This is a genomic window from Shewanella hanedai (assembly GCF_007197645.1).
Classification (GTDB): Bacteria; Pseudomonadota; Gammaproteobacteria; order Enterobacterales; family Shewanellaceae; genus Shewanella; species Shewanella hanedai.
In genome coordinates, this window is sequence record NZ_VKGK01000012.1 from 106144 (window position 1) to 129590 (window position 23447).

17 protein-coding genes and 2 tRNA genes are annotated in these 23447 nt (G+C 43.4%); 17 read left to right on the top strand and 2 right to left on the bottom strand.

Going from position 1 to position 23447, the window contains the following annotated elements; all coding sequences use genetic code 11:
- Positions 1-14 precede the first annotated feature (14 nt).
- Together carB and FN961_RS11775 are read left to right on the top strand one after the other, a co-directional pair.
- On the top strand, positions 15-3233 hold the full coding sequence (gene carB / locus FN961_RS11770) for a carbamoyl-phosphate synthase large subunit (protein WP_144040370.1): 3219 nt from the start codon (positions 15-17) through the stop codon (positions 3231-3233).
- Between the two features lie 138 nt (positions 3234-3371).
- Positions 3372-5690, top strand: coding sequence for a methyl-accepting chemotaxis protein (locus tag FN961_RS11775; protein ID WP_144040371.1), 2319 nt, complete (start codon positions 3372-3374; stop codon positions 5688-5690).
- A gap of 114 nt (positions 5691-5804) precedes the next feature.
- Here FN961_RS11775 and FN961_RS11780 read toward each other — a convergent pair whose 3' ends face one another.
- Entirely contained in the window at positions 5805-6458 is a 654-nt protein-coding gene (locus tag FN961_RS11780) for a TorF family putative porin (protein WP_185972780.1), read from the bottom strand.
- 422 nt (positions 6459-6880) lie between these two features.
- Here FN961_RS11780 and greA point away from each other — a divergent pair, with 422 nt between their 5' ends.
- From greA to secF, 4 genes are all read left to right on the top strand, one after another.
- The gene (gene greA, locus FN961_RS11785; RefSeq protein ID WP_144040373.1) at positions 6881-7357 is read left to right on the top strand and encodes a transcription elongation factor GreA; all 477 of its coding nucleotides are present in this window, start codon (positions 6881-6883) and stop codon (positions 7355-7357) included.
- Positions 7358-7565: 208 nt separating this feature from the next.
- Entirely contained in the window at positions 7566-8057 is a 492-nt protein-coding gene (locus tag FN961_RS11790) for a hypothetical protein (RefSeq protein WP_144040374.1), read from the top strand.
- A gap of 188 nt (positions 8058-8245) precedes the next feature.
- Complete coding sequence (secD, locus tag FN961_RS11795; protein WP_144040375.1) at positions 8246-10060, top strand: protein translocase subunit SecD; 1815 nt, start codon at positions 8246-8248, stop codon at positions 10058-10060.
- A gap of 1 nt (position 10061) precedes the next feature.
- Positions 10062-11006: a protein translocase subunit SecF gene (gene secF / locus FN961_RS11800; protein ID WP_144040376.1), complete on the top strand. Its 945-nt coding sequence runs from the start codon at positions 10062-10064 to the stop codon at positions 11004-11006.
- 108 nt (positions 11007-11114) lie between these two features.
- Here the strand turns inward: secF and yhbY are convergent, their stop codons facing one another.
- The gene (gene yhbY, locus FN961_RS11805) at positions 11115-11414 is read right to left on the bottom strand and encodes a ribosome assembly RNA-binding protein YhbY (RefSeq protein ID WP_144040377.1); all 300 of its coding nucleotides are present in this window, start codon (positions 11412-11414) and stop codon (positions 11115-11117) included.
- Between the two features lie 91 nt (positions 11415-11505).
- On the opposite strand from yhbY, the gene rlmE reads away from it, so the two are divergent.
- The 11 genes from rlmE to infB all read left to right on the top strand — a co-directional run bounded on the left by rlmE (position 11506) and on the right by infB (position 23434).
- Positions 11506-12135 carry a 23S rRNA (uridine(2552)-2'-O)-methyltransferase RlmE gene (rlmE, locus tag FN961_RS11810; protein ID WP_144040378.1) on the top strand — a complete coding sequence of 210 codons (630 nt, stop codon included), beginning with the start codon at positions 11506-11508 and terminating at the stop codon, positions 12133-12135.
- 185 nt (positions 12136-12320) lie between these two features.
- Complete coding sequence (ftsH, locus tag FN961_RS11815) at positions 12321-14291, top strand: ATP-dependent zinc metalloprotease FtsH (protein WP_144040379.1); 1971 nt, start codon at positions 12321-12323, stop codon at positions 14289-14291.
- Positions 14292-14370: 79 nt separating this feature from the next.
- Positions 14371-15210, top strand: a complete 840-nt coding sequence (gene folP / locus FN961_RS11820) for a dihydropteroate synthase (RefSeq protein ID WP_144040380.1) — start codon at positions 14371-14373, stop codon at positions 15208-15210.
- A 139-nt stretch (positions 15211-15349) separates the two neighbouring features.
- On the top strand, positions 15350-16687 hold the full coding sequence (gene glmM / locus FN961_RS11825; protein ID WP_144040381.1) for a phosphoglucosamine mutase: 1338 nt from the start codon (positions 15350-15352) through the stop codon (positions 16685-16687).
- Positions 16688-16915: 228 nt separating this feature from the next.
- Complete coding sequence (gene tpiA / locus FN961_RS11830) at positions 16916-17698, top strand: triose-phosphate isomerase (protein ID WP_144040382.1); 783 nt, start codon at positions 16916-16918, stop codon at positions 17696-17698.
- A gap of 1 nt (position 17699) precedes the next feature.
- Complete coding sequence (secG, locus tag FN961_RS11835; protein ID WP_144040383.1) at positions 17700-18044, top strand: preprotein translocase subunit SecG; 345 nt, start codon at positions 17700-17702, stop codon at positions 18042-18044.
- Between the two features lie 269 nt (positions 18045-18313).
- Positions 18314-18400: transfer RNA gene (locus FN961_RS11840), tRNA-Leu, on the top strand.
- A 118-nt stretch (positions 18401-18518) separates the two neighbouring features.
- Positions 18519-18595, top strand: a tRNA-Met gene (locus FN961_RS11845).
- A gap of 156 nt (positions 18596-18751) precedes the next feature.
- The gene (rimP, locus tag FN961_RS11850; protein ID WP_144040384.1) at positions 18752-19207 is read left to right on the top strand and encodes a ribosome maturation factor RimP; all 456 of its coding nucleotides are present in this window, start codon (positions 18752-18754) and stop codon (positions 19205-19207) included.
- Positions 19208-19235: 28 nt separating this feature from the next.
- Positions 19236-20735: a transcription termination factor NusA gene (gene nusA, locus FN961_RS11855; protein ID WP_144040385.1), complete on the top strand. Its 1500-nt coding sequence runs from the start codon at positions 19236-19238 to the stop codon at positions 20733-20735.
- 26 nt (positions 20736-20761) lie between these two features.
- Positions 20762-23434 (top strand): translation initiation factor IF-2, encoded by a 2673-nt coding sequence (infB, locus tag FN961_RS11860; protein WP_144040386.1) that lies wholly within the window; start codon positions 20762-20764, stop codon positions 23432-23434.
- Positions 23435-23447: the final 13 nt, after the last annotated feature.

The window sequence follows — 23447 nt, forward strand, 5'->3', positions numbered from 1 at the left end:
AGAAGGTTTAAGCAATGCCAAAACGTACAGATATAAAAAGTATTCTTATCCTAGGTGCTGGGCCGATTGTTATCGGTCAAGCATGTGAGTTTGATTACTCTGGTGCCCAGGCTTGTAAAGCACTGCGCGAAGAGGGTTATCGAGTTATTTTGGTTAACTCTAATCCAGCAACGATTATGACCGACCCTGAGATGGCCGATGCAACTTATATCGAACCTATTCACTGGGAAGTTGTTCGTAATATTATTGCTAAAGAGCGCCCAGACGCGATACTTCCGACCATGGGCGGTCAGACAGCACTTAACTGTGCTCTTGAATTAGAGAGCAAAGGCGTTCTTAAAGAGTTCAATGTCGAGATGATCGGTGCAACTGCCGATGCGATTGATAAAGCTGAAGATCGTAGCCGTTTCGATAAGGCAATGAAGGCAATTGGTCTAGAGTGTCCTCGTGCGGGTATCGCCCATACGATGGAAGAGGCAAATGCTGTTGTCGCTGAGCTTGGGTTCCCTTGTATTATTCGTCCGTCATTCACTATGGGTGGCAGCGGTGGCGGTATCGCCTATAACAAGGAGGAGTTTGAGGAGATCTGTTCTCAGGGTCTTGATCTCTCACCGACAAACGAACTGCTTATTGATGAGTCTTTGATCGGTTGGAAAGAGTATGAGATGGAAGTGGTACGTGATCGCAATGACAATTGCATCATCGTCTGTGCTATCGAAAACTTCGACCCTATGGGCGTCCACACAGGTGACTCAATTACTGTTGCACCAGCGCAAACTTTGACTGATAAAGAATATCAGTTGATGCGTAATGCATCTCTTGCTGTATTGCGTGAGATTGGTGTTGAAACAGGTGGTTCAAACGTACAGTTTGGTATCAATCCTGTTGATGGCCGTATGGTTATCATCGAGATGAACCCACGCGTATCACGTTCATCGGCATTAGCATCTAAAGCAACTGGTTTCCCGATTGCTAAAATAGCGGCAAAGTTAGCCATTGGTTACACGCTAGATGAGCTTAAAAATGATATCACTGGCGGTAATACTCCTGCATCATTTGAGCCTGCTATCGATTATGTCGTGACCAAACTTCCACGCTTTAACTTTGAGAAGTTTGCTGGTGCCAATGACCGACTTACGACTCAGATGAAGTCGGTGGGTGAAGTCATGGCGATTGGGCGTACTTTCCAAGAGTCGCTTCAAAAAGCGCTTCGTGGACTTGAAGTTGGCATGAATGGCTTAGACCCAATTATCGATATTGATGAGCCGGATGCGATGACGCGTATTCGTCACGAACTTAAAGAACCTGGTTCTGACCGTATTTGGTACATTGCTGATGCGTTCCGCTCAGGCTTATCTGTTGAAGACATCTTTGGGTTGACGAACATTGACCCTTGGTTCTTGGTTCAAATCGAAGAACTGATTAAGCTTGAATCAGACGTTAAAGATTCTGGTATGTCAGGCATGAATCAAGACTTTTTACGTAAGTTAAAGCGTAAAGGTTTCTCTGATATCAGGTTGTCATTATTGCTTGGGATTAGTGAGTCAGAGATGCGCAAGTTGCGTCACAGACATGAAATTTTCCCCGTTTATAAGCGTGTCGATACGTGTGCTGCTGAATTCTCAACTGATACGGCTTATATGTACTCTACTTATGAAGAGGAATGTGAAGCCAACCCATCAAATCGTGAAAAGATCATGATTTTAGGTGGTGGTCCAAACAGAATCGGCCAAGGTATCGAATTTGATTACTGTTGTGTTCATGCGGCGTTAGCGCTTCGTGAAGATGGTTATGAAACTATTATGGTTAACTGTAATCCAGAGACAGTGTCTACAGATTACGATACCTCTGACAGACTCTACTTCGAGCCAGTCACTCTTGAAGATGTGCTAGAGATAGTGCGTATTGAAAAGCCGAAAGGCGTTATCGTTCAATACGGTGGTCAGACTCCACTTAAACTTGCTCGTGAATTAGAAGCTGCAGGCGTGCCGATTATTGGTACTAGTCCTGATGCGATTGACCGCGCTGAAGACCGTGAACGCTTCCAGCAAGCGATTCAACGCCTTGAGATGAAGCAACCTGAAAATGATACCGTAACAACGGTTGAAAGTGCGGTTATTTCAGCTGCGCGTATCGGTTATCCATTGGTTGTTCGTCCATCTTATGTGCTAGGTGGTCGTGCGATGGAAATTGTTTATGATGAGCAAGACTTGCGTCGTTATTTTAACGAAGCAGTAAGCGTATCAAATGCATCTCCAGTTCTACTTGACCGTTTCTTAGATAATGCGATTGAGATTGATATCGATGCGATATGTGATGGGGAAACCGTGGTTATCGGTTCTATCATGGAGCATATCGAGCAAGCAGGTGTTCACTCTGGTGATTCTGGTTGTTCACTCCCACCATACAGTTTGAGCGATGATGTTCAAAACCGCATGCGCGAGCAGGTGGGTAAGCTGGCAATGGAGTTGGGTGTTATCGGTCTGATGAATGTTCAGTTTGCCGTTAAGGATGATGAGATCTACATGATTGAAGTCAATCCACGTGCTGCACGAACAGTCCCATTTGTCTCTAAGGCAACAGGGGTTCCTCTTGCTAAGATTGCGGCGCGAGTGATGGCAGGTCAAAGCCTAAAATCACAGAACTTCACCGAAGAAGTTATCCCACCTTATTACTCTGTGAAAGAGGTGGTATTGCCTTTTAACAAGTTCCCTGGTGTTGATCCTTTGCTTGGCCCTGAAATGCGCTCAACGGGTGAAGTAATGGGTGTGGGTGACACATTTGCTGAAGCTTATGCCAAAGCTCAACTTGGTGCGACTTGTGAAGTACCTAAGTCTGGCCGCGCATTATTGTCTGTTCGTAACAGCGATAAGGCACGTGTTGTCGACTTAGCGGCTAAGTTAATTGCTTTAGGTTATGAGATTGATGCAACCCACGGTACTGCAGTTATCTTAGGTGAAGCGGGGATTAATCCTCGTTTGGTTAATAAAGTCCATGAAGGTCGCCCTCATATTCTTGACCGTATTAAGAATGATGAATACACCTACATTGTCAACACGACCGAAGGACGACAGGCGATTGAAGATTCACGTCAACTTCGACGTGGTGCCTTGCGTTATAAAGTTAACTATACGACAACGTTAAATGCTGCATTTGCAACATGTATGGCTCACGCAGCTGATGACAGAACCAATGTCAATTCAGTACAAGAGTTGCATAAACGTATTAAATAAATTGTTAGTTAATCTTTTTAAAAGGCCGCATTCGCGGCCTTTTTTATTTTTATTACCACAGACTTAAGTTGGGAACGCGAGTTTTCTTATATCGACTAGACTTTATATTATTTACTGTAACTTAGTTGGTGGGTTGGCATGAAAATCTCGAGTAAGATTATTTTAGCGACCGTTCTATTGTCTGGAATTGGGATACTTACAGCAGGATCACTGGTGGGGTGGAAGTCCTCATCGATTGCATCAACAGCGTTAGAAAAAAGAGCATTCGATAGGCTTGTCGCGATAAGAGAGGTGCAGAAGAACCAGATAGAACGTTATTTCTCGACCATAGAGAAAGAGGTGATGACCTTGTCTAATGACCGCATGGTTATGGATATGATGGAGGAGCTGCCGCAGTCATTTTCTCAATATGCTAAGCAAACAGAACTCAAAGAGAATGGCGAGTTGAAAGGGTACTATACCCAGATGTTTGATGAAGAGTACAAGTCACAAAACCCCTCCAGCTCATCAAGCTCGACCACTAAACTGGAGCAATTAAGCGATAATGCTAAATCAATCCAACATGCCTATATTAGTGGTAACCCAAACCCTTTGGGTGGTAAAAATGAGCTTGTTTCTGCAGACGATGGCACTCGTTATAGTGAGCTACACAAGAAGTATCATCCTCATCTCAACCAGTATTTAACCTCGTTTGGCTTCTATGATATTTTTCTTGTTGAGCCGGAAACTGGAGTTGTGGTGTATTCCGTTTTTAAAGAGCTAGATTTTGCGACTTCACTCTTAACGGGTCCCTACAAAGAGACCGGACTCGCCGAAGCGTTTAGATTGGCTAATGCCAGTACGCAAAAAAATGATACCTTTTTAGTCGATTTTAAACCTTACTTTCCCTCATATGAGGCTGCTGCTGCATTTATCTCTTCTCCAGTATATTCAAGCGAAGGTAAGAAGTTAGGTATTTTGATATTTCAGATGCCAATCGATGAAATTAACAGCTTGATGACGTTTGAAAGCGAATGGAACAAGGTTGGTATGGGGAGTTCTGGTGAAACTTATTTAGTGGGTGAAGATCATCTACTGCGAAGCCAGAGTCGTTTTTTACTTGATGATAAAGATGGATACCTCGAGGCATTAACTGCAGTGGGCACTGAGGCTAAAATTGTTGAGAAAATTGCAGCAAGTGGTTCTGCAATAGGTTATCAAAAGGTAATGAGTGAAGGGGCAAACGCTGCTTTATCCGGTCAGACAGACATTAAGACAATCAAGGACTACCGCAATGTCGACGTGTTATCAGCCTTTGCACCGTTGAAGATTAAAGGGGTTAACTGGGTCATATTGAGTGAAATAGATGTCGCTGAAGCGATGCAAGATAAAGATGAAATGCTCAAAGCTATTTGGCAAATCATCATGTTAATCATGCTTATCTTAATGCCTTTGACCTTGGTTGCAGGCATTTTTGTTGGTAGGGGAATATCCAATCCTATTAATAACTTTATCTCTCAAGTGAATAAAGTTGCAGATGAAAAAGATCTCACAGCGAGAATTGATTATAAAGGTAATGATGAGTTGTTCTCATTAGCGACCTCCTTTAACCAGTTAATGCAAGGATTGCAGGGAGTTTTAAACAGTGTTGAAGAACTTGCTGCTACATTAGTGGCATCAACAGACAAAATGTTAGTCAATATAGGTGAGACAACAGATCAAACTAAGCAGCAGTCTAATAGTGCCGATAGTGTCGCTGTGGCGACTAATCAGTTACTGGCGACGATTCAAGAGGTCGCTCAGAATGCGTCAAGCGCGTCTGATTCGGTAAGGGACACCGAACAGAAATGTCAGGAGACCAGTCAGGTTGCAGGGCGATTAGAGAGCGACATGTCTGAATTGAATGTTCAAATGAATTCAGCGTCAGCTTCAATTGAGAAGTTAGCTCAAGAAAGTGAATCAATCGGTTCAGTTTTGGATGTGATCCAAGCGATTGCGGAGCAGACTAATTTACTGGCGCTCAATGCTGCCATTGAAGCAGCTCGAGCGGGGGAGCAAGGACGAGGTTTTGCTGTTGTTGCCGATGAAGTCAGAACGCTTGCTTCACGAACCCAACAGTCAACAGAAGATATCAGAGAGAAAATAAACTCTTTGCAACAAGAGACACAAACGACGGTTAAAATGGTGAACTCATCGAGCCAGATGGCGAATGCCAGCATTAGTGCCTGTGAAGAGAATCGTAAGATATTGGCTGAAGTGTTGGCCTTAGTTTCCCAACTGAGTAATATGAATATGCAGATAGCCACTGCATCAGAGGAGCAAAGTTCAGTGGTGGGGGAGATAAATAAGAACATTACAGAGATAGCCAGTACATCACTCAATATATCAAGTAAAGCGGAGCTGAGTAAATCTGATGTCCATGAATTAAGTTCTTTGGTTATCAATCTTGAAGAGAAGATGAGAGAGTTTAAGCTGTAGTAGATACTGTCTAGTACTTCTATGAGTTTAAGTTGCTAGCCGGTTGAACTCACAAAAAAGAGGCTTTAAAGCCTCTTTTTTTATACCTTTAACTTGTCATTAAAGGTCTATCTATTAAAGGTCTATCTCATGGGTGTAACTCATGACGACTTTATAGTCCTCATCAATTTCATCTTCGCTAACCTGACTTAGCATAAAGCTAAACCCACTCTTACTTAGGCTAACGTTGTAGTCTTGATAGTCGAGACCATCATCAAAGTTATAGCTGCCTACATGTAATCCTAGTTCAATATCACCTAAAACTTCGAAGGTAAGGTTAGCTTCTATGTAAATATCATCACCGAAATCTGAAGACCAGTCAGAATGGGCTGTGGTGGAAATACCGACAGAGATAAAGTTCCATCCTATAGAACCATAGACCTCACCGAAGTCTATGTCGTCTCCATCCGGATAGCCGTAGTAGACATAACCGAAGTCATAGCTAAACTCACCAACTTCATTTGCAAAACCGAGGTATAGGTCTAATTCGGTGGAGGCATCACCACCAAAATCAACGTTTGATGCCCAAGTGCCGACGTAAATACCGGTATCAGTAGCGTAATCAATACCTGCTGAAACTGCTGGTTTATCATCGGCTTGAGTAACTCCTCGCCAGATATAGTTATTCGTTACACCTACATTAGCCACTATCCCTTCATCGGCATATGCCGCTGAAGAGTAGTTAAATGCTGCTGATAGCCCTACGGCTAGTACAAGATACTTATTCATCATTATTCCCTATATTATTGTTACTCAGATTATTTGAATGCTGTCTAAAGTCGCTAGTATTCAAATAGCTAGAGCATTTACATTTCAATTTAAGTCTAGTGCAGATCCTATAAGTTGCAGGGAATGGCTTTTTATAATGTTTTTTGATGGGAATTTGTTGATAAGTCTCTTTAGAGGTGAGTCAGTTTAATTTTAGAGGTAGGCTAATTAGATTAGTGATGATTTAATCTTTAAATAGTGGATTTTTCGATAGGAAAGCTAGAAACTGTGTGACAGGTTATGCAGCTTGCTTCGTTCACCACTGGCATCATCGACACTCTATGTATAGAATGTGGTATTCCAAGATAAATATTTATTTACTGTGTTGACTCTTAATTGGTCAGCATAGGCTGCTTTTGTTTTAAAGGAGACGAAAGAGTACTATGAACAAGGTTCCTATGACGGTTGTTGGTGCAGACCAACTTCGTAAAGAGTTAGATTACTTAAAGTTTGAGAAGCGCCCTAAAATTGCAGAGGCAATCGGTGAAGCAAGAGAACTTGGCGATCTAAAGGAAAATGCCGAATATCACGCAGCACGCGAAGAGCAAGGTCTATGTGAAGCTAGAGTGCGTGACATCGAAGGTAAACTGTCAAATGTTCAGATTATCGATGTGACTAAAATGCCAAACACTGGCCGAATTATCTTTGGTACTACAGTGACTATCTTGAATATTGATACTGAAGTCGAAGTGACCTATAGAATAGTGGGTGACGACGAGGCTAATATTAAAGACAATCTACTTTCTGTTAGTTCACCAATCGCACGAGGTCTAATAGGCAAGAGTGTTGATGATGAAGTGACCATCAAAACTCCAGGTGGTTTGACAGAGTACGAGATTACGGCAGTTCAATATATCTAATCGATATAGCTGCTTATTTTACCTATTAAAACCGCATAATTGCGGTTTTTTGCATAATGACGTACTTACTCCTTTTACAGATTTAGGCTCTATGCCTTGTGTAGGTGAGCGATATTGTTTTAACCGTACCTCTCTTTATTTCTAAAAACTGTTTGTGTTTATTTGTATCTAGTTTTACTATCACTGAAAATAATGATTAGGAATGGATTTGTTGGCTTTTCTTCGCATGGGAATAATGTTGCTGTTGGCTTGGGGATTTTTTCTCAATCCTGCATATGCACATATTTCAGAAAGTGTGAGTGTTGTCGAACATGCCTTGCCTATCTCTGCTCATTGTCAGAGTGATGAATTTACCCCATCACAAGTTAGTTTTTGTGGCGATGATGGTATTGTTTTAGAGCATAAACCACAGCCAGTTCAAAGTAAGAGTTGGAAAGAAAAACAAGACGATGCAAGTTTTGTCGTTCTTACCTCACCACGTCGACTTGGCTTTACCCATCATGATCCCCATCAGTGTCGTCCCAACTACTTACTGGCCTACGAGTTTGTTTCTCCAGACTCTCCTTCGTTCTGCATTGGGTATCGGGAGGACTTTTTACCTTCACTTGATTGGCGCTTAAGTGCGACTCCTAAGCCATCCAAAATATCTGGCTGGAAGGAATCTAACCTGCTGTACAGCTTCTCACAACAGATCTCCTAAGCTAATTCCTGCATTTTTAGCTAAGTCATATTTCTATGGCTGGCTTAATTTTACCTGCTTGCCGTATGGCGTAGTTGTCCGTCTATGACTGACATCATGTTCATAGCATAACCACATTTTGAATGGGTTGAGCTCAATGGCTAAGCAGGAGGTTTTTATTAATGGATGCCCTATAGGCAATAATTCTTATGAGAAGAACTCAGAATAAAAAGCTGTTAAATCATTTTTCAGCTTGGAAATATATCGTCATTATCGTCACCGCTATAGTCATGTTTTTCAGTGCTCTGCCAAGCTTTTATGGTGAAGATGCAGCTGTTCAAATTGGTGATAAAGCCGGGCTAGCCCTCCCTGCAGTGACATTACATCAAAACTTGACCGAGGCAGGCTTTGATGTAAAACGAATTGACCAAAATCAAGGCGAAACACTTGTGGTACTTGACTCTCAGAGTCAACAAGCACAAGCCAAGCAATTCCTCACATCCTATGTACTAGCCCCTGATGAGTTAACTTTAGCGCTTGCGCCCGCTGCGCCAAACTGGTTGTTATCTCTTGGTGTTAGTCCAATCAAACTGGGCCTTGATCTTCGTGGCGGAGTGCAGTTTTTACTGGATGTTGATCTTGAGCCAGTTTACAGAATGCAAGCAGAATCTTTGGTTGACTCAATACGTCAATACTCCAGAGAGAACAAGTTGATGGGGACTAAAGTGCGCGTGGTTGGTGGAGTAAACGTCTCCATGACGGTGACGAATTCTGCCAACATTGCCAAGTTAAAATCACTGCTTTCTAGCCAATATTCTGCTTGGAAACTTGAGAGTAAAGGTGATGCCGCATTTGTCATTTCATTGAAAGAAGAGGAGAAAATACTACTTCGAGATTTGACGGTGAAACAGAACTTACAAATTATGCGTAGTCGTATTGAGCAACTTGGGATCTCTGAGGCGCTTGTTCAGCGTCAAGGTGAGCATCGAATTCGCATCGAATTACCAGGCGTGCAAGATCCTGCTGCAGCTAAGAGTGTCATAGGTGCTACCGCGAGCTTGGCGTTTTATGCCGTTATGGAACCCGGTTCGGTTAATGCGAAAGTACTGAAAGATAAAGCGAACTCTTCTGTATATGTAGAGCGTAGAGCGGTGCTTGGTGGTGAACATATTGTTGATGCTAGAGCGGGAGTCGGCGAGATGGGCGGAGCTGAAGTGAATATCACTTTAGATGCGACGGGTGCCAGCATGATGTCAGATTTCACCAGGGATAAAATAGGTGAACCGATGGCGACATCGTATAGCGAATACTCTCGTGATGTTGATGGAAAGGTTCGTCAAACAACTGAGATTATCAGTGTTGCGACCATTCAGGCTCAATTGGGTAAACGTTTCGTCATCACTGGCTCTGGGAATTATGAAGAGGCGCAGCAATTGGCCTTGTTACTGAGAGCTGGCTCAATGACGGCACCAGTGACGATTGTCGAAGAACGCACCATAGGCCCGAGTTTAGGTGCTGAAAATATTACTAATGGCTTTGCGGCGTTAGCGTTAGGCATGGCGATGACATTATTGTTTATGGCGCTATGGTATCGTCGCCTAGGTTGGATTGCCAATGTGGCTTTGCTGTTGAATATGGTGATTTTGTTTGGCTTGATAGCGCTTATTCCGGGCGCAGTTTTGACCTTACCGGGTATTGCGGGCTTAGTGTTAACGGTGGGAATGGCGGTTGATACTAATGTGCTTATTTTTGAGCGCATTCGGGATAATTTACGAGAGGGAAGGGACTTCGCACATGCGATAGATAAAGGTTTTAACAGTGCATTTTCGACTATTTTAGATGCGAACCTGACGACGATGATCACTGCCGTGGTGCTCTATTCAATCGGTAATGGTCCTATTCAAGGTTTTGCTTTGACCTTAGGTTTAGGACTGCTAACCAGTATGTTCACCGGTATTTTTGTATCTAGAGCATTAACAAATTTGGCCTATGGTCGTAATTTTAGCCGTGATTTGAAGGTGTAATATGAACTCAACTAATTCGAATAAAACAATAGAGACCTTGACCAAAGCTATGCCACTCACCAAGTTGAGATACTTTACCAGTGTGCTCTCCGTTATCTTAATGATCTCATCACTTGCAGTGATCTCTGTAAAAGGGTTTAACTGGGGATTAGATTTCACAGGAGGTGTTGTCACTGAAGTACGACTTGACAGCTTAGTGACAAGTCATGAGATACAGACGTTGTTGAGCGGAACATCTGAACAGGACGTGAGTGTCATTTCTGCTAACGAACCTGGTCGCTGGGTATTGCGTTATAGCTTGCCAGCCAGTGACGAGAATGTTGGCAACAATGCCATTGATATTGCTGCAGTGCTGCTACCGTTAGACAGTAATATCGAAGTCCTCAATAGCAGTATTGTCGGACCTCAAGTAGGGCTAGAGTTAGCAGAGCAAGGAGGCTTAGCGTTACTGGTATCAGTCTTGTGTATCATGGCTTACTTGAGTTACCGTTTTGAGTGGCGCTTAGCGAGTGGCTCTCTGTTAGCTTTGTTGCATGATGTGTTGCTGGTGCTGGCATTTTTCTCCTTGACGCAGATGGAGTTTAATTTGACTGTTCTCGCTGCAGTAATGGCCGTCCTCGGTTACTCACTGAATGACTCGATTGTGATTGCCGACAGAATACGGGAGTTGCTTACCATCAAAACGAATTGGACCACGACGCAAGTTAATGATGAGGCTGTGCGTGCAACCTTTGCGCGAACGATGGTGACCAGTGGTACCACTTTACTCACGATCAGTGCATTGTGGTTTATGGGAGGGCCACCGCTTGAGAGCTTCTCGATAGCCATGTTTATCGGCATAATTACTGGAACCTGGTCTTCAATTTCGATAGGAACCTGCTTACCTGAGTTATTGGGCTTGAACTCAGAGCATTATAAATTGGTACCGATTGACGATACGCCATAAAAAAACGGAGCCACTGAAAATTCAGTGGCTCCGTTTTATTTTATACCGATAGGTATTAAACATTAGGCGCTATGGAAGGTTAGAGCACCTAATGTTTATCAAAAAAGATTACTTTGCTTTTGGAACAGCAATTTTCATCTCTTCAGATTGACGGAATAGTACAAGGACGTGACCGATTTGCTGTATTTTTACAGCTTGAGTTTCACGTACAATGGCATCAACGACTGCATTTTTTAACTCTCTGTCACCAGAGGCTATTTTCACTTTGATCAGTTCATGATAAGCGAGTGCATTATCTATTTCCGCCAGTACACCTTCAGTCAAGCCATTGGAACCAAGCATCACTACAGGCTTCAAATCATGCGCTAAGCCTTTTAAGTGCTGTTTTTGTTTGGTTGTTAAGTTCATTTCTACCAACTTTATGCTGAGTTACTGTTGAAAAACGGCTATTCTACCCTTATATACCCATTATGTAACTCTCATTTGTTGCGGATTTTAAATGTCAGGAAAAAAACGAACGGCGAGTTCCTCCCGTTGGATGCAGGAACATTTTGATGATCACTATGTCAAACTAGCTCAAAAGCGTGGATTTCGTTCACGTGCCGCGTTTAAAATAGAGGAGATCCAGGAGAAAGATAAATTAATTCGTCCCGGAATGACTGTAGTAGATTTAGGGGCCGCTCCAGGTGGTTGGTCACAAGTGGCAGTTAAATTAGCGGGAGATGATGGTAAAGTTATCGCATGCGATATTTTGCCAATGGATCCCATCGTCGGTGTAGATTTTCTTCAAGGAGATTTTAGAGAGGAAAAAGTTCTCGATGCTTTATTAACTCGTGTAGGTGATGCCAAGGTCGATGTTGTTTTATCTGACATGGCGCCTAATATGAGTGGTACTGGTGGTGTAGATCAACCTCGCGCTATGTATTTAGTTGAGTTAGCATTAGATATGTGTCATCAAGTGTTGGCACCTAATGGTTGCTTTGCTGTCAAAGTCTTTCAGGGGGAGGGCTTTGAAGAGTATATGAAAGCGGTAAAAGAGGCGTTTAAAACCGTTAAAACACGTAAGCCAGACTCTTCGCGAGCTCGTTCGCGTGAAGTCTATCTTGTGGCGACAGGGTACAAGTTGTAGTACTCTAGCCTCAATAATCGCAAGACTGTGTTAACGTGCAAATTATTGTGCATTAACATAGATAATCGCAAGACTGATAGGGTATACAAGTTGTACTTTTAATGTCAGTAACCGCAAGGCTGATTGGGTACGAGTTGTCGTATTCTATGGTCAATAATCGCAAGACTGCATGAGGTCTAGTAATTTTGAGTGATATGGCAAAAAATTTAATTCTCTGGGTAGTCATCGCCGTTGTGCTGATGTCTGTTTTTCAGGGCTATTCCCCCTCTTCTTCCAGTGCGTCGAAGATGGATTATTCCGCTTTTCTAGATGATGTCCGTACTGGACAGGTTAATACCGTCGAGATAAAAAGCGATCAGCGTACAATTGAAGGTACTCTGCGTACAGGGGAAAAGTTCACGACTATAATGCCTCTTTTTGATAGAGATCTCATTAATGATCTCGATCGTAAAGGGATTACCATGAAAGGGCAGGAAGCTGAAGAATCAGGGTTTTTAACTCAGATCTTTATCTCTTGGTTCCCAATGTTGCTGCTTATCGGTGTGTGGATTTTCTTCATGCGTCAGATGCAAGGCGGCGGTGGTAAGGGCGCGATGTCTTTTGGTAAGAGTAAAGCCAAATTGATGAGCGAAGATCAGATTAAGACGACTTTTAGTGATGTTGCGGGTTGTGACGAAGCTAAAGAAGACGTTAAAGAGCTGGTCGATTACCTTAAAGAACCGACTCGATTCCAAAAGCTAGGCGGGCGAATTCCTACAGGTATTTTGCTTGTTGGTCCTCCTGGAACAGGTAAGACGTTGCTTGCTAAGGCGATTGCTGGCGAAGCTAAGGTGCCTTTCTTTACTATTTCGGGTTCAGATTTCGTTGAAATGTTTGTTGGTGTTGGTGCATCTCGTGTGCGTGACATGTTTGAGCAAGCTAAGAAGTCAGCGCCTTGTATCATCTTTATCGATGAGATCGATGCCGTAGGTCGCCAACGTGGCGCGGGTGTTGGTGGTGGACACGATGAGCGTGAGCAGACATTGAACCAGATGTTGGTTGAGATGGATGGCTTTGAAGGTAACGAAGGCGTGATCGTGATTGCCGCAACTAACCGTCCAGATGTGTTAGATGCTGCATTGCTTCGTCCAGGCCGTTTTGACCGCCAAGTGGTGGTAGGTCTTCCGGATGTTCGTGGTCGTGAGCAGATCTTAAAAGTGCACATGCGTAAAGTGCCTTTAGCTGATGATGTTAAAGCGAGTGTTATTGCTCGTGGTACACCAGGGTTTTCTGGTGCGGATTTGGCAAACCTTGTCAACGAAGCTGCGCTGTTTGCTGCTCGTGGTAATCGCCGTATCGTTGGTATGGAAGAGTTTGAAAGTGCTAAAGATAAGATCATGATGGGTGCAGAGCGCCGTACCATGGTGATGTCTGAAGAAGAGAAAGAGATGACGGCTTACCATGAAGCTGGTCATGCTATCGTAGGTTGCTTAGTACCTGAGCACGATCCTGTGCATAAGGTGACTATCATTCCTCGTGGTCGTGCTCTGGGTGTAACCTTCTTTTTACCAGAAGCTGATGCAATAAGTCAGAGTCGTCGTAAGTTGGAGAGTCAAATCTCAGTGGCTTATGGTGGACGATTAGCGGAAGAGATTATTTATGGTAGTGAGAGAGTATCAACCGGTGCTTCTCAAGACATTAAATATGCGACTTCAATTGCACGTAACATGGTTACTCAGTGGGGTTTCTCTGAGAAGTTAGGACCTGTTCTTTACGCCGAAGATGAAAACGAAGTTTTCTTAGGGCGTAGCATGGGCAAGTCACAGCATATGTCAGACGAAACAGCCAGTATCATTGATTATGAGGTTAAAACTCTTATCGATAATAACTATCAACGTGCGCAGACATACTTGCAGGACAACATGGATATTCTCCATGCCATGAAAGATGCTTTGATGAAGTATGAAACTATCGATTCAAATCAAATCGCAGATTTGATGGACCGTAAAGAAGTTCGTGCTCCAGTTGATTGGAACATGGACGATAATAGTTCAAGCAATGATAAGGGCGGCAAATCAGCAACATCTGAAGATACCGCTGAAGATGAAGTGCAAACTGAGCCTGAACAAGCGAAAGCCACTGACGTCAATGAAATTGACGAATCTACAGCGAAGTAATTAGCTTTTGCTTAATTGAAGAAAACCCCGTTATGGGGTTTTCTTGTTTCCGGCTTAGTCCCTTTATTCTGGAGTGTTGGTGTTTAAACTAAAAAGTGGTAATAAATCCTTAGATCTTGAAAGCCCTATTGTGATGGGGATCCTTAATGTCACCCCTGACTCATTTTCCGATGGTGGACAGTTTTCTAGTTTCAAGTTGGCATGTAACCATGCTGATGAGATGGTCGCTCAAGGTGCCAAATGCATTGATATTGGTGGTGAGTCAACAAGACCTGGTGCTGCAGAGGTCACCTTAGAGGAGGAGCTTAGCCGAGTTATTCCTTTGGTTGAGTATGTGGCTAAACATCACGATGTCTGGATCTCTGTTGATACCAGTAAAGCTGCCGTGATGGAAGCTGCAGTTAAAGCTGGGGCTCACCTCATCAATGACGTACGTGCACTACAAGAGTGCGGGGCGCTTGAGGCCGCTGCAAGGTTACAGGTACCTGTGTGCCTTATGCATATGCAAGGGCAACCAAGAACCATGCAAGCTTTACCTGAATATGTGGATGTTGTTGACGATATCAAAGCCTTTTTTGAGTTGCGCGTTCAAGCATGTATAGATGCTGGCATTAAGCGTGAGAATATCATTTTAGACCCAGGTTTTGGTTTTGGTAAAACGCTATCTCACAATTATGAATTACTTAACCGCTTAAGCGAGTTTAAGGTGCTAGGCTTACCTATGCTAATTGGCTTGTCTCGTAAGAGCATGATGGGGAATCTGCTTAATCGTGATGTTTCAGAACGTTTAGCGGGAAGTTTGGCGGGAGTGTTATTAGCTGCGCAAGGCGGGGGACATATCTTTAGAGTGCACGATGTTCCTCAGACCTTAGATGTATTAAAGGTGATGAAGGCGACAGTTCATTATGAGCATGTTTAATGGTCGTGTCGCACCTATTTTTTTTAGAAACAAAATAATAACATTTAGTCCTGTTCAGCGTAGGTTAGGTTACGAACAGTAGACTGATGGCGTTTTTTATCTTTATTTCTTTGTTTACCAAAGGAATAAAATTGGGGTTATGACTATGAAGAAATTTTTTGGAACTGATGGCATTCGAGGTAAAGTCGGTGCTGGTAAAATGACACCCGAATTGGCATTAAAGCTGGGTTGGGCAGCGGGAAGAGTATTATCTCGAACCGGCACTCAGAAAGTGATTATAGGTAAAGATACACGGATATCTGGTTATCTGTTTGAGTCTGCAATGGAAGCTGGTTTATCGGCAGCTGGGCTCAACGTAATGCTAATGGGACCGATGCCGACACCCGCAGTTGCTTATTTAACGAGAACGTTCAGGGCTGAAGCTGGGGTGGTTATCAGTGCATCTCATAACCCTTATTACGATAACGGCATCAAATTCTTTTCGACCGATGGTAGTAAACTTGATGATGAGGTGGAACTTGAGATTGAACGTGAACTCGAAAAACCACTTATCTGCGTTGAATCTCATCTGTTAGGTAAAGTCTCTCGTATCGATGATGCGCCAGGTCGTTATATCGAATACTGCAAAGGTAACTTTCCAGCAGAACATACCTTGCGTGGGTTAAAAATCGTGGTCGATTGTGCCCATGGCGCCACTTACCATATCGCCCCTAATGTTTTCCGTGAGTTAGGCGCAGACGTGATTGCTATTGGGGATAAACCCGATGGGCTGAACATTAACCATGAAGTTGGCGCGACTTCGATGGCGAAGATATGTGAAACCGTTATTTCAGAAAAAGCGGACCTAGGTATAGCGTTAGACGGTGACGGTGACCGTATCATGATGGTCAATCGTCATGGTAAGGTGATTGATGGTGATGAGATCCTCTATATTTTAGCTTGTGATGCTCAATCTCGTGGCGTGCTTTGTGGTGGCGTTGTAGGTACATTGATGTCTAACCTAGGTTTGCACCTTGCACTGCAAGCGTTAGATATCCCATTTGCTCGCTCTAATGTCGGTGATCGCTATGTGATGACCCTGCTAAAAGAGAAAGGCTGGCGTATTGGTGGTGAAAACTCTGGCCACATTCTGAATTTAGATCATGGCACCACAGGTGATGGTATTGTCGCGGGTATTTTGGTGTTAGCGGCGATGTGTCGTCAAAATGCAACTCTTGAAGAGCTGACTGCGAATATTACAATGTTGCCGCAAGTATTGGTTAATGTCCGCTTTGAAGGTGAACATAACCCGTTGACTTCTGTAGAAGTACTTGAAGCTCAAAAACTGGTTGAATCGCAACTTGGTGAGCGTGGTCGTGTGCTATTAAGAAAGTCTGGCACAGAGCCTTTAATCCGAGTGATGGTAGAAGGTGATGTAGAAGCTGATGTCATTAAACATGCAAACTATATTGCTGATGCAGTCAGAAACTTAGTTTAAGACTCAGTTTCAAAATTGGCTTTAGGTTGGGTTGTTGTAATTAAGAATTAGCTAAATTATTTGGCTAATTCTTTTTAAAGTCGTATTTAAATACAATTTGATGGATAAATAGATCTTTGCGGATGAAAAAGCAGCGTTCCAACGTTTATTCCTAATTATTACTGCTTTAGCTATTGTAAGTTTCTAAGCGGTTCGCTATTATCCTCACCGCTTTCAGAGGAGACACAAATGGCACTCAGACGTCCAATGGTCGCTGGTAACTGGAAAATGAATGGCAGTGCGCAACTTGCACAAGAGCTATTCAATAAGTTCGCTACCAAACTTCAAAACGATTCAGCGGAAGTGGTTTTGTGTCCGCCAAGTATTTATCTAGAAAGTGTTCGTCAGCAGTTAGACGCTAACAAGGAAGCCTTAAATGGTTGTCTTGTCAGAATGGGCGCCCAAAACCTTAGTCAACATGATTTTGGTGCTTATACTGGTGAAGTGTCAGGGCAGATGTTAAAAGATTCAGGATGTCGATATGTTATTATCGGTCACTCCGAACGTCGCCGTATGTACGGTGAAACAAGTGATATTGTTGCTGATAAATTTGCAGCAGCTCAGAAACATGGTTTGACACCGATATTATGTGTTGGTGAATCAGGTCCAGCTAGAGAAGCGAGACGCACTTTTGAAGTGATCGCAGAAGAGTTAGACATTGTCATTGAAAAGAATGGCACCATGGCTTTTGATAACGCAATTATCGCCTACGAGCCTTTATGGGCTGTAGGAACCGGTAAAAGTGCTACGCCAGAGCAGGCGCAAGAAGTTCATGCGTTTATTCGCAAACGCCTCTCTGAAGTGTCTCCATTTATTGGAGAGAATATCAGGATTTTGTACGGTGGCAGCGTAACACCGAGTAATGCAGCAGATTTATTTGCTCAACCTGATGTCGATGGTGGATTGATTGGCGGTGTGAGCTTAAACTCTACCGAGTTTTTAAGTTTATGTTCCATAGCGATGAGCGCATAATATGTACGAAGTTTTAATGGTTGTATACTTGTTGGTTTCAATTGGCTTAGTTGCCTTGATTTTACTGCAGCAAGGTAAAGGCGCTGACATGGGAGCCTCATTTGGCGCCGGTGCATCAGCAACATTGTTCGGATCATCAGGTGCTGGTAACTTTTTGACTCGTTCAACTGCAATTTTAGCAGTTGGTTTTTTTGCACTAAGCCTAATTATTGGTAACTTAAGTGCAAATCATGCCAAGTCTGAAGATGCATGGAAAGATTTGAGTTCTGATGCAGCACAGGTGACTGAACAAGTGACTGATACTGCAATCGAAACTGAAAAGTCAGAAGATAAAATCCCTGACTAAATCAAACTTCACCTCGGTGAGTGTTTGATCGCTCTTAAAATTTTAGAGCATTATCTGTCGCTATCATCCCTTAAAAGATAGCGAAAAATAGATAAGTAAGACATGCGAATATGGTGGTGTTGATATTAGATACGCCAGCTGAGATTCGTTATCTATATCTTAGATATAAAACAAAGGTAGTCACATGCGAATATGGTGGGGTTGATATTAGATACGCCAGCTTGAGATTCGTTATCCATACTTTGGATATAAATATAAGTTAATCACATGCGGATGTGGTGGAATTGGTAGACACGCCAGCTTGAGGGGCTGGTGAGCGCAAGCTCGTGGGGGTTCAAGTCCCCCCATCCGCACCAGTTTAGAGTTTATTTGTAATGACTTACATTGCAGATAAGTTCAAAAAATAATAAAACGAATGTTATTCGCTTTATTATTGCAAGTAGTTTGATTAGTCAATATACTTGCAGCAGTTGACGCGGGGTGGAGCAGTTTGGTAGCTCGTCGGGCTCATAACCCGAAGGTCATCGGTTCAAATCCGGTCCCCGCAACCAGCTTCTCAATCGTAGATATGTCTATGATTGTTTACAGGTTCTAAAATCAACGACCTCGTTTTTACGGGGTTTTTTGTTATCTGGAACTTATAAAATACCGTTAATTCGGTGTTGTCTGGGGCTATTTAGCCCTTTTTTGTTTTTCGGGGGGTCACCTTGGCAACGATAGAAAAGAAACTGGAAGAGATACTTAAATCTCCAGTTGAGGCATTAGGCCACACACTTTGGGGATTAGAGTATATCCAAGCGGGTAAACACTCAATCTTACGAGTTTATATTGATAATGAGAAAGGCATCTTCATTGAAGATTGTGCCGAGGTCAGCCGTCAGGTAAGTGCCGTGCTAGATGTTGAAGACCCCATCTCAACTGAATACACATTAGAAGTTTCTTCTCCCGGTGTAGATCGGCCGTTATTTAACGCCGCGCAATATACTGCTTACACCGGTGAGACTGTAAAAGTTCAACTGACTATGCCTGTTGCGGGTAGTCGTAATTTAAAGGGGACCGTCAGCGGTGTTGAAGGGCAGATGCTCACACTAACTGTAGATGGTAACGAACTGATTATTGCTTTGGATAATATCCGTAAAGGCAACCTAATCGCTAAGTTTTGATGGATTCAAAAATCAACGAGGCAAGAGGATGAATAAAGAGATTTTGCTAGTCGCTGAGGCGGTTTCAAATGAGAAAGGTGTTCCTCGCGAGAAAATTTTCGAAGCGTTGGAAATTGCATTAGCAACTGCCACCAAGAAAAAGTATGAAGGCGACATCGAAGTTCGTGTAGAGATCGACCGTAAAACGGGTGGGTATGACACTTACCGTCGTTGGATGGTTGTTGAAGACAAGGGCGAGCCTTTGGAAAACCCTTTTAGTGAGATTACACTAGAAGCGGCTCAGTACGAAGATCCTGAGATCCAACTTGGCGAGTATATCGAAGACGATATCGAGTCAGTTGTGTTTGACCGTATTACGACTCAAACAGCTAAGCAGGTTATCGTACAGAAAGTACGTGAAGCTGAACGTGCTCAAATTGTTGATCAATTCAGAGACAAAGAAGGTGAGTTAATCACCGGCGTTGTTAAGAAGAGTAATCGTGAAAGCGTTGTGGTTGATCTTGGTAGCAATGCAGATGCTGTATTGTTCAAAGAAGATTTGATCTCACGTGAAAGCTTCCGTCCAGGCGATCGTGTTCGTGCATTACTTTTTGCTGTACGTCCAGAAGCACGTGGTGCTCAGCTGTTTTTAACACGTACTAAGCCTGATATGCTTATTGAGCTTTTCCGTGTCGAAGTACCGGAAATTGCTGATGAGATGATTGAGATCATGGGAGCAGCTCGTGATCCAGGTTCACGTGCCAAGATTGCGGTTAAGTCTAACGACAAGCGTATCGATCCTATCGGTGCTTGTGTTGGTATGCGTGGTGCACGTGTTCAAGCTGTATCTAATGAGCTAAATGGTGAACGTGTTGATATCGTGCTGTGGGATGATAATCCAGCTCAATATGTTATCAATGCTATGTCTCCTGCTGATGTTGCATCAATTATCGTCGATGAAGATAACCATTCTATGGATATCGCCGTCGAAGCTGACAGTTTAGCTCAGGCTATTGGTCGTAACGGACAAAACGTTCGCTTAGCAACTCAACTTACTGGTTGGGTTCTGAATGTGATGACCGTGGCTGATATGCAAGCTAAACATCAAGCTGAAAGCGCTAAAGTCGTTAACTTATTTGTTTCGGCATTAGGCGTTGATGAAGATTTTGCTCAGGTTCTTGCTGATGAAGGTTTCACTTCATTAGAAGAAGTGGCTTATGTGCCAGCGTCAGAGCTAATTGAAATCGAAGGTTTTGACGAAGAGATCGTTGAAGCTTTGAGAGAGCGCGCTAAAGCGGCTATCTCTACTCGCGCACTGGCTTCTGAAGAAGCATTAGATGGTGTTGCACCAAGTGAAGACCTACTTGCACTCGAAGGTCTAGAGAGACACCTGGCGTTTGTATTTGCAAGTAAAGGCGTTATTACACTAGAAGATTTAGCCGAACAAGGCATTGATGACTTGATCGATATTGAAGAATTGACAGAAGAAAAGGCTGGTGAGCTCATCATGGCAGCCCGCAATATCTGTTGGTTTGGCGAAGAAGCATAAGTCGATCAACAGAGGGGATTATACAGATGGCAGAAACAACAGTAGAAACACTGGCCACAGAAGTTGGGAAAAGCGCAGACCGTTTGGTTGAGCAGTTTTCCGATGCCGGTATTAAGAAAAGTAAAACTGACTCAGTTACTGAGGCAGAAAAGCAACAATTGCTTGAATTTTTAAAGAAGCAGCATGGTGGTGATACAGCACCAACAAAGATGACGCTACAACGTAAATCAGTTTCAACATTAAGTGTTGGAACCGGTAGCGACTCTAAAGATGTTAAAGTCGAAGTCCGTAAGACTCGCACCTTTGTTAAGCGCGACCCAGCTGCTGAAGCTGAAGCAGAAGCTGCTGCAAAAGTAGAAGCTGAAGCTAAGGCTGCTGCTGATCTTGCCGCTAAAGCTCAGGCTGATGCCGAAGCTAAAGTGAAAGCAGAAGCTAAGGCTAAAGCCGATGCTGAAGCGAAAGAAAAAGCGAAAGCGACTGCAAAAGTTAAAGTTGCACCGACAGCTGAAGAAAAAGCAGCTCAAGATGAAGCTGATAAACTTCAAGCCGCTAAAGATGATGCAGCTAAAGCTAAAGCTGATGTTGATGCGAAAGCAGCAACAGAAGCAGCTCGTATTCTTGCAGAAGAAAACTCGGCTCGTTGGGCTGAAGAAGAGAAGCAACGTAAAGAATCTGAGAAAAGTGTCGATCACCATGTAACGACTTCAACAGAAGCTCGTGCTGCAGAAGACACTGCCGATGCTAACGCTGAAAAGCGCGATCGTCGCCCTCGTAAAGCGCCAACACCAGCTCCAGCTAGTGCACCTGCTAACACAGGTAAAGGTAAGCGTCGCGGTGGAAAAGATTCTCGTAGAGATAGCCGAAGTGGCGGTCGTAACGCTCGCAATAATCGTAGTGTTGCACCAGAGTCAATGGATCACGCATTCACTAAGCCAGTTGCCGTCGTTAAGACTGACGTGAGCATTGGTGAGACTGTTTCTGTTTCTGAATTGGCATCAAAAATGTCAATTAAGGCAACTGAAATCATCAAGCAGATGATGAAGATGGGCTCAATGGTTACAATTAACCAAGTGCTTGATCAAGAAACTGCTCAAATGGTTGCTGAAGAGATGGGCCATAAAGTTGTCCTAACTCGTGAAAACGAACTGGAGCATCAAGTGCTTGCAGATCGTAACGGCGATGTATTAGCTGAATCTCGTGCACCAGTTGTTACTATCATGGGTCACGTCGATCATGGTAAGACTTCGCTACTAGATTATATTCGTCGTGCTAAAGTCGCATCAGGTGAGGCGGGTGGTATTACTCAGCACATCGGTGCATACCACGTTGAAACTGAAAATGGCATGATCACCTTCCTGGATACTCCAGGTCACGCAGCGTTTACCGCTATGCGTGCACGTGGTGCTAAGGCGACCGATATTGTTATCTTGGTTGTTGCTGCAGATGATGGCGTAATGCCACAGACTATTGAAGCTATCCAGCACGCAAAAGCGGGCGGCGTACCTTTAATCGTTGCAGTTAACAAGATGGATAAGCCTGAAGCTGACCCAGAGCGCGTGAAGAGTGAACTTTCACAGCACGGCGTAATGTCTGAAGATTGGGGCGGGAACAATATGTTTGTTCACGTTTCAGCTAAGAGCGGTCTAGGTATTGATGAGTTACTAGAAGGTATTCTTCTGGAAGCTGAAGTACTAGAGCTTAAAGCAATCAAAGAAGGCATGGCTGCTGGTGTTGTTGTTGAATCTAAGTTGGATAAGGGCCGTGGTCCAGTTGCAACTGTATTGGTTCAGGAAGGTACACTTAAGCAAGGCGATATCGTTCTTTGTGGTCTTGAATACGGTAAAGTTCGTGCAATGCGCGACGAAAATGGCCGTGCCATTACCGAAGCGGGTCCATCTATCCCTGTTGAGATTTTAGGTCTTTCAGGTGTTCCTTCGGCTGGTGATGAAGCAACGGTTGTACGTGATGAGCGTAAAGCGCGTGAAGTTGCACTTTACCGTCAAGGTAAGTTCCGCGACATTAAACTGGCTCGCCAGCAGAAGTCTAAGCTTGAGAACATGTTTGCTAACATGACTGAAGGCGAAGTTGAAGAATTGAACATCGTGCTTAAGGCAGACGTTCAAGGTTCATTGGAAGCTATTTGTGATTCATTGAATGGTCTTTCAACTGATGAAGTTAAAGTGAATATCATCGCACGTGGTGTAGGTGGATTAACTGAAACTGACGCAACGTTAGCTGCAGCTTCAAATGCCATCATGGTAGGTTTCAACGTTCGTGCTGATGCACAGGCGCGTAAAGTTATCGATAGCGAAAGTGTTGATCTACGTTACTACAGCATCATCTATCAATTGATTGATGAAGTTAGAGACGCAATGAGTGGTCTACTTGCTCCTGAGTTTAGACAAGAAATCATTGGTCTAGCTGAAGTTCGTGATGTATTTAAGTCTCCTAAAATTGGCGCAATTGCTGGTTGTATGGTAACTGAAGGTACGATTAAGCGCAGCGCACCAATCCGTGTGCTACGTGAGAACATTGTTATCTATGAAGGCGAGCTAGAATCACTACGCCGCTTTAAAGATGACGTTAGCGATGTTCGTAACGGCATGGAATGTGGTATCGGTGTTAAGAACTACAATGACGTCAGAGTTGGCGATCAAATTGAAGTCTTTGAAACTGTTGAAATAGCACGCTCTCTCTAAGAGATTGTAGCTA

Excerpts from the sequence above, each read along its gene's own strand:
- secD (WP_144040375.1), top strand. The coding sequence starts at position 8,246 with ATGAGAAGAACTCAGAATAAAAAGCTGTTAAATCATTTTTCAGCTTGG.
- infB (WP_144040386.1), top strand. The coding sequence starts at position 20,762 with ATGGCAGAAACAACAGTAGAAACACTGGCCACAGAAGTTGGGAAAAGC.
- nusA (WP_144040385.1), top strand. The coding sequence starts at position 19,236 with ATGAATAAAGAGATTTTGCTAGTCGCTGAGGCGGTTTCAAATGAGAAA.
- FN961_RS11775 (WP_144040371.1), top strand. The coding sequence starts at position 3,372 with ATGAAAATCTCGAGTAAGATTATTTTAGCGACCGTTCTATTGTCTGGA.
- carB (WP_144040370.1), top strand. The coding sequence starts at position 15 with ATGCCAAAACGTACAGATATAAAAAGTATTCTTATCCTAGGTGCTGGG.
- yhbY (WP_144040377.1), bottom strand. The coding sequence starts at position 11,414 with ATGAACTTAACAACCAAACAAAAACAGCACTTAAAAGGCTTAGCGCAT.
- glmM (WP_144040381.1), top strand. The coding sequence starts at position 15,350 with ATGACTATGAAGAAATTTTTTGGAACTGATGGCATTCGAGGTAAAGTC.
- rlmE (WP_144040378.1), top strand. The coding sequence starts at position 11,506 with ATGTCAGGAAAAAAACGAACGGCGAGTTCCTCCCGTTGGATGCAGGAA.
- secF (WP_144040376.1), top strand. The coding sequence starts at position 10,062 with ATGAACTCAACTAATTCGAATAAAACAATAGAGACCTTGACCAAAGCT.
- greA (WP_144040373.1), top strand. The coding sequence starts at position 6,881 with ATGAACAAGGTTCCTATGACGGTTGTTGGTGCAGACCAACTTCGTAAA.
- secG (WP_144040383.1), top strand. The coding sequence starts at position 17,700 with ATGTACGAAGTTTTAATGGTTGTATACTTGTTGGTTTCAATTGGCTTA.
- tpiA (WP_144040382.1), top strand. The coding sequence starts at position 16,916 with ATGGCACTCAGACGTCCAATGGTCGCTGGTAACTGGAAAATGAATGGC.
- FN961_RS11780 (WP_185972780.1), bottom strand. The coding sequence starts at position 6,458 with ATGAATAAGTATCTTGTACTAGCCGTAGGGCTATCAGCAGCATTTAAC.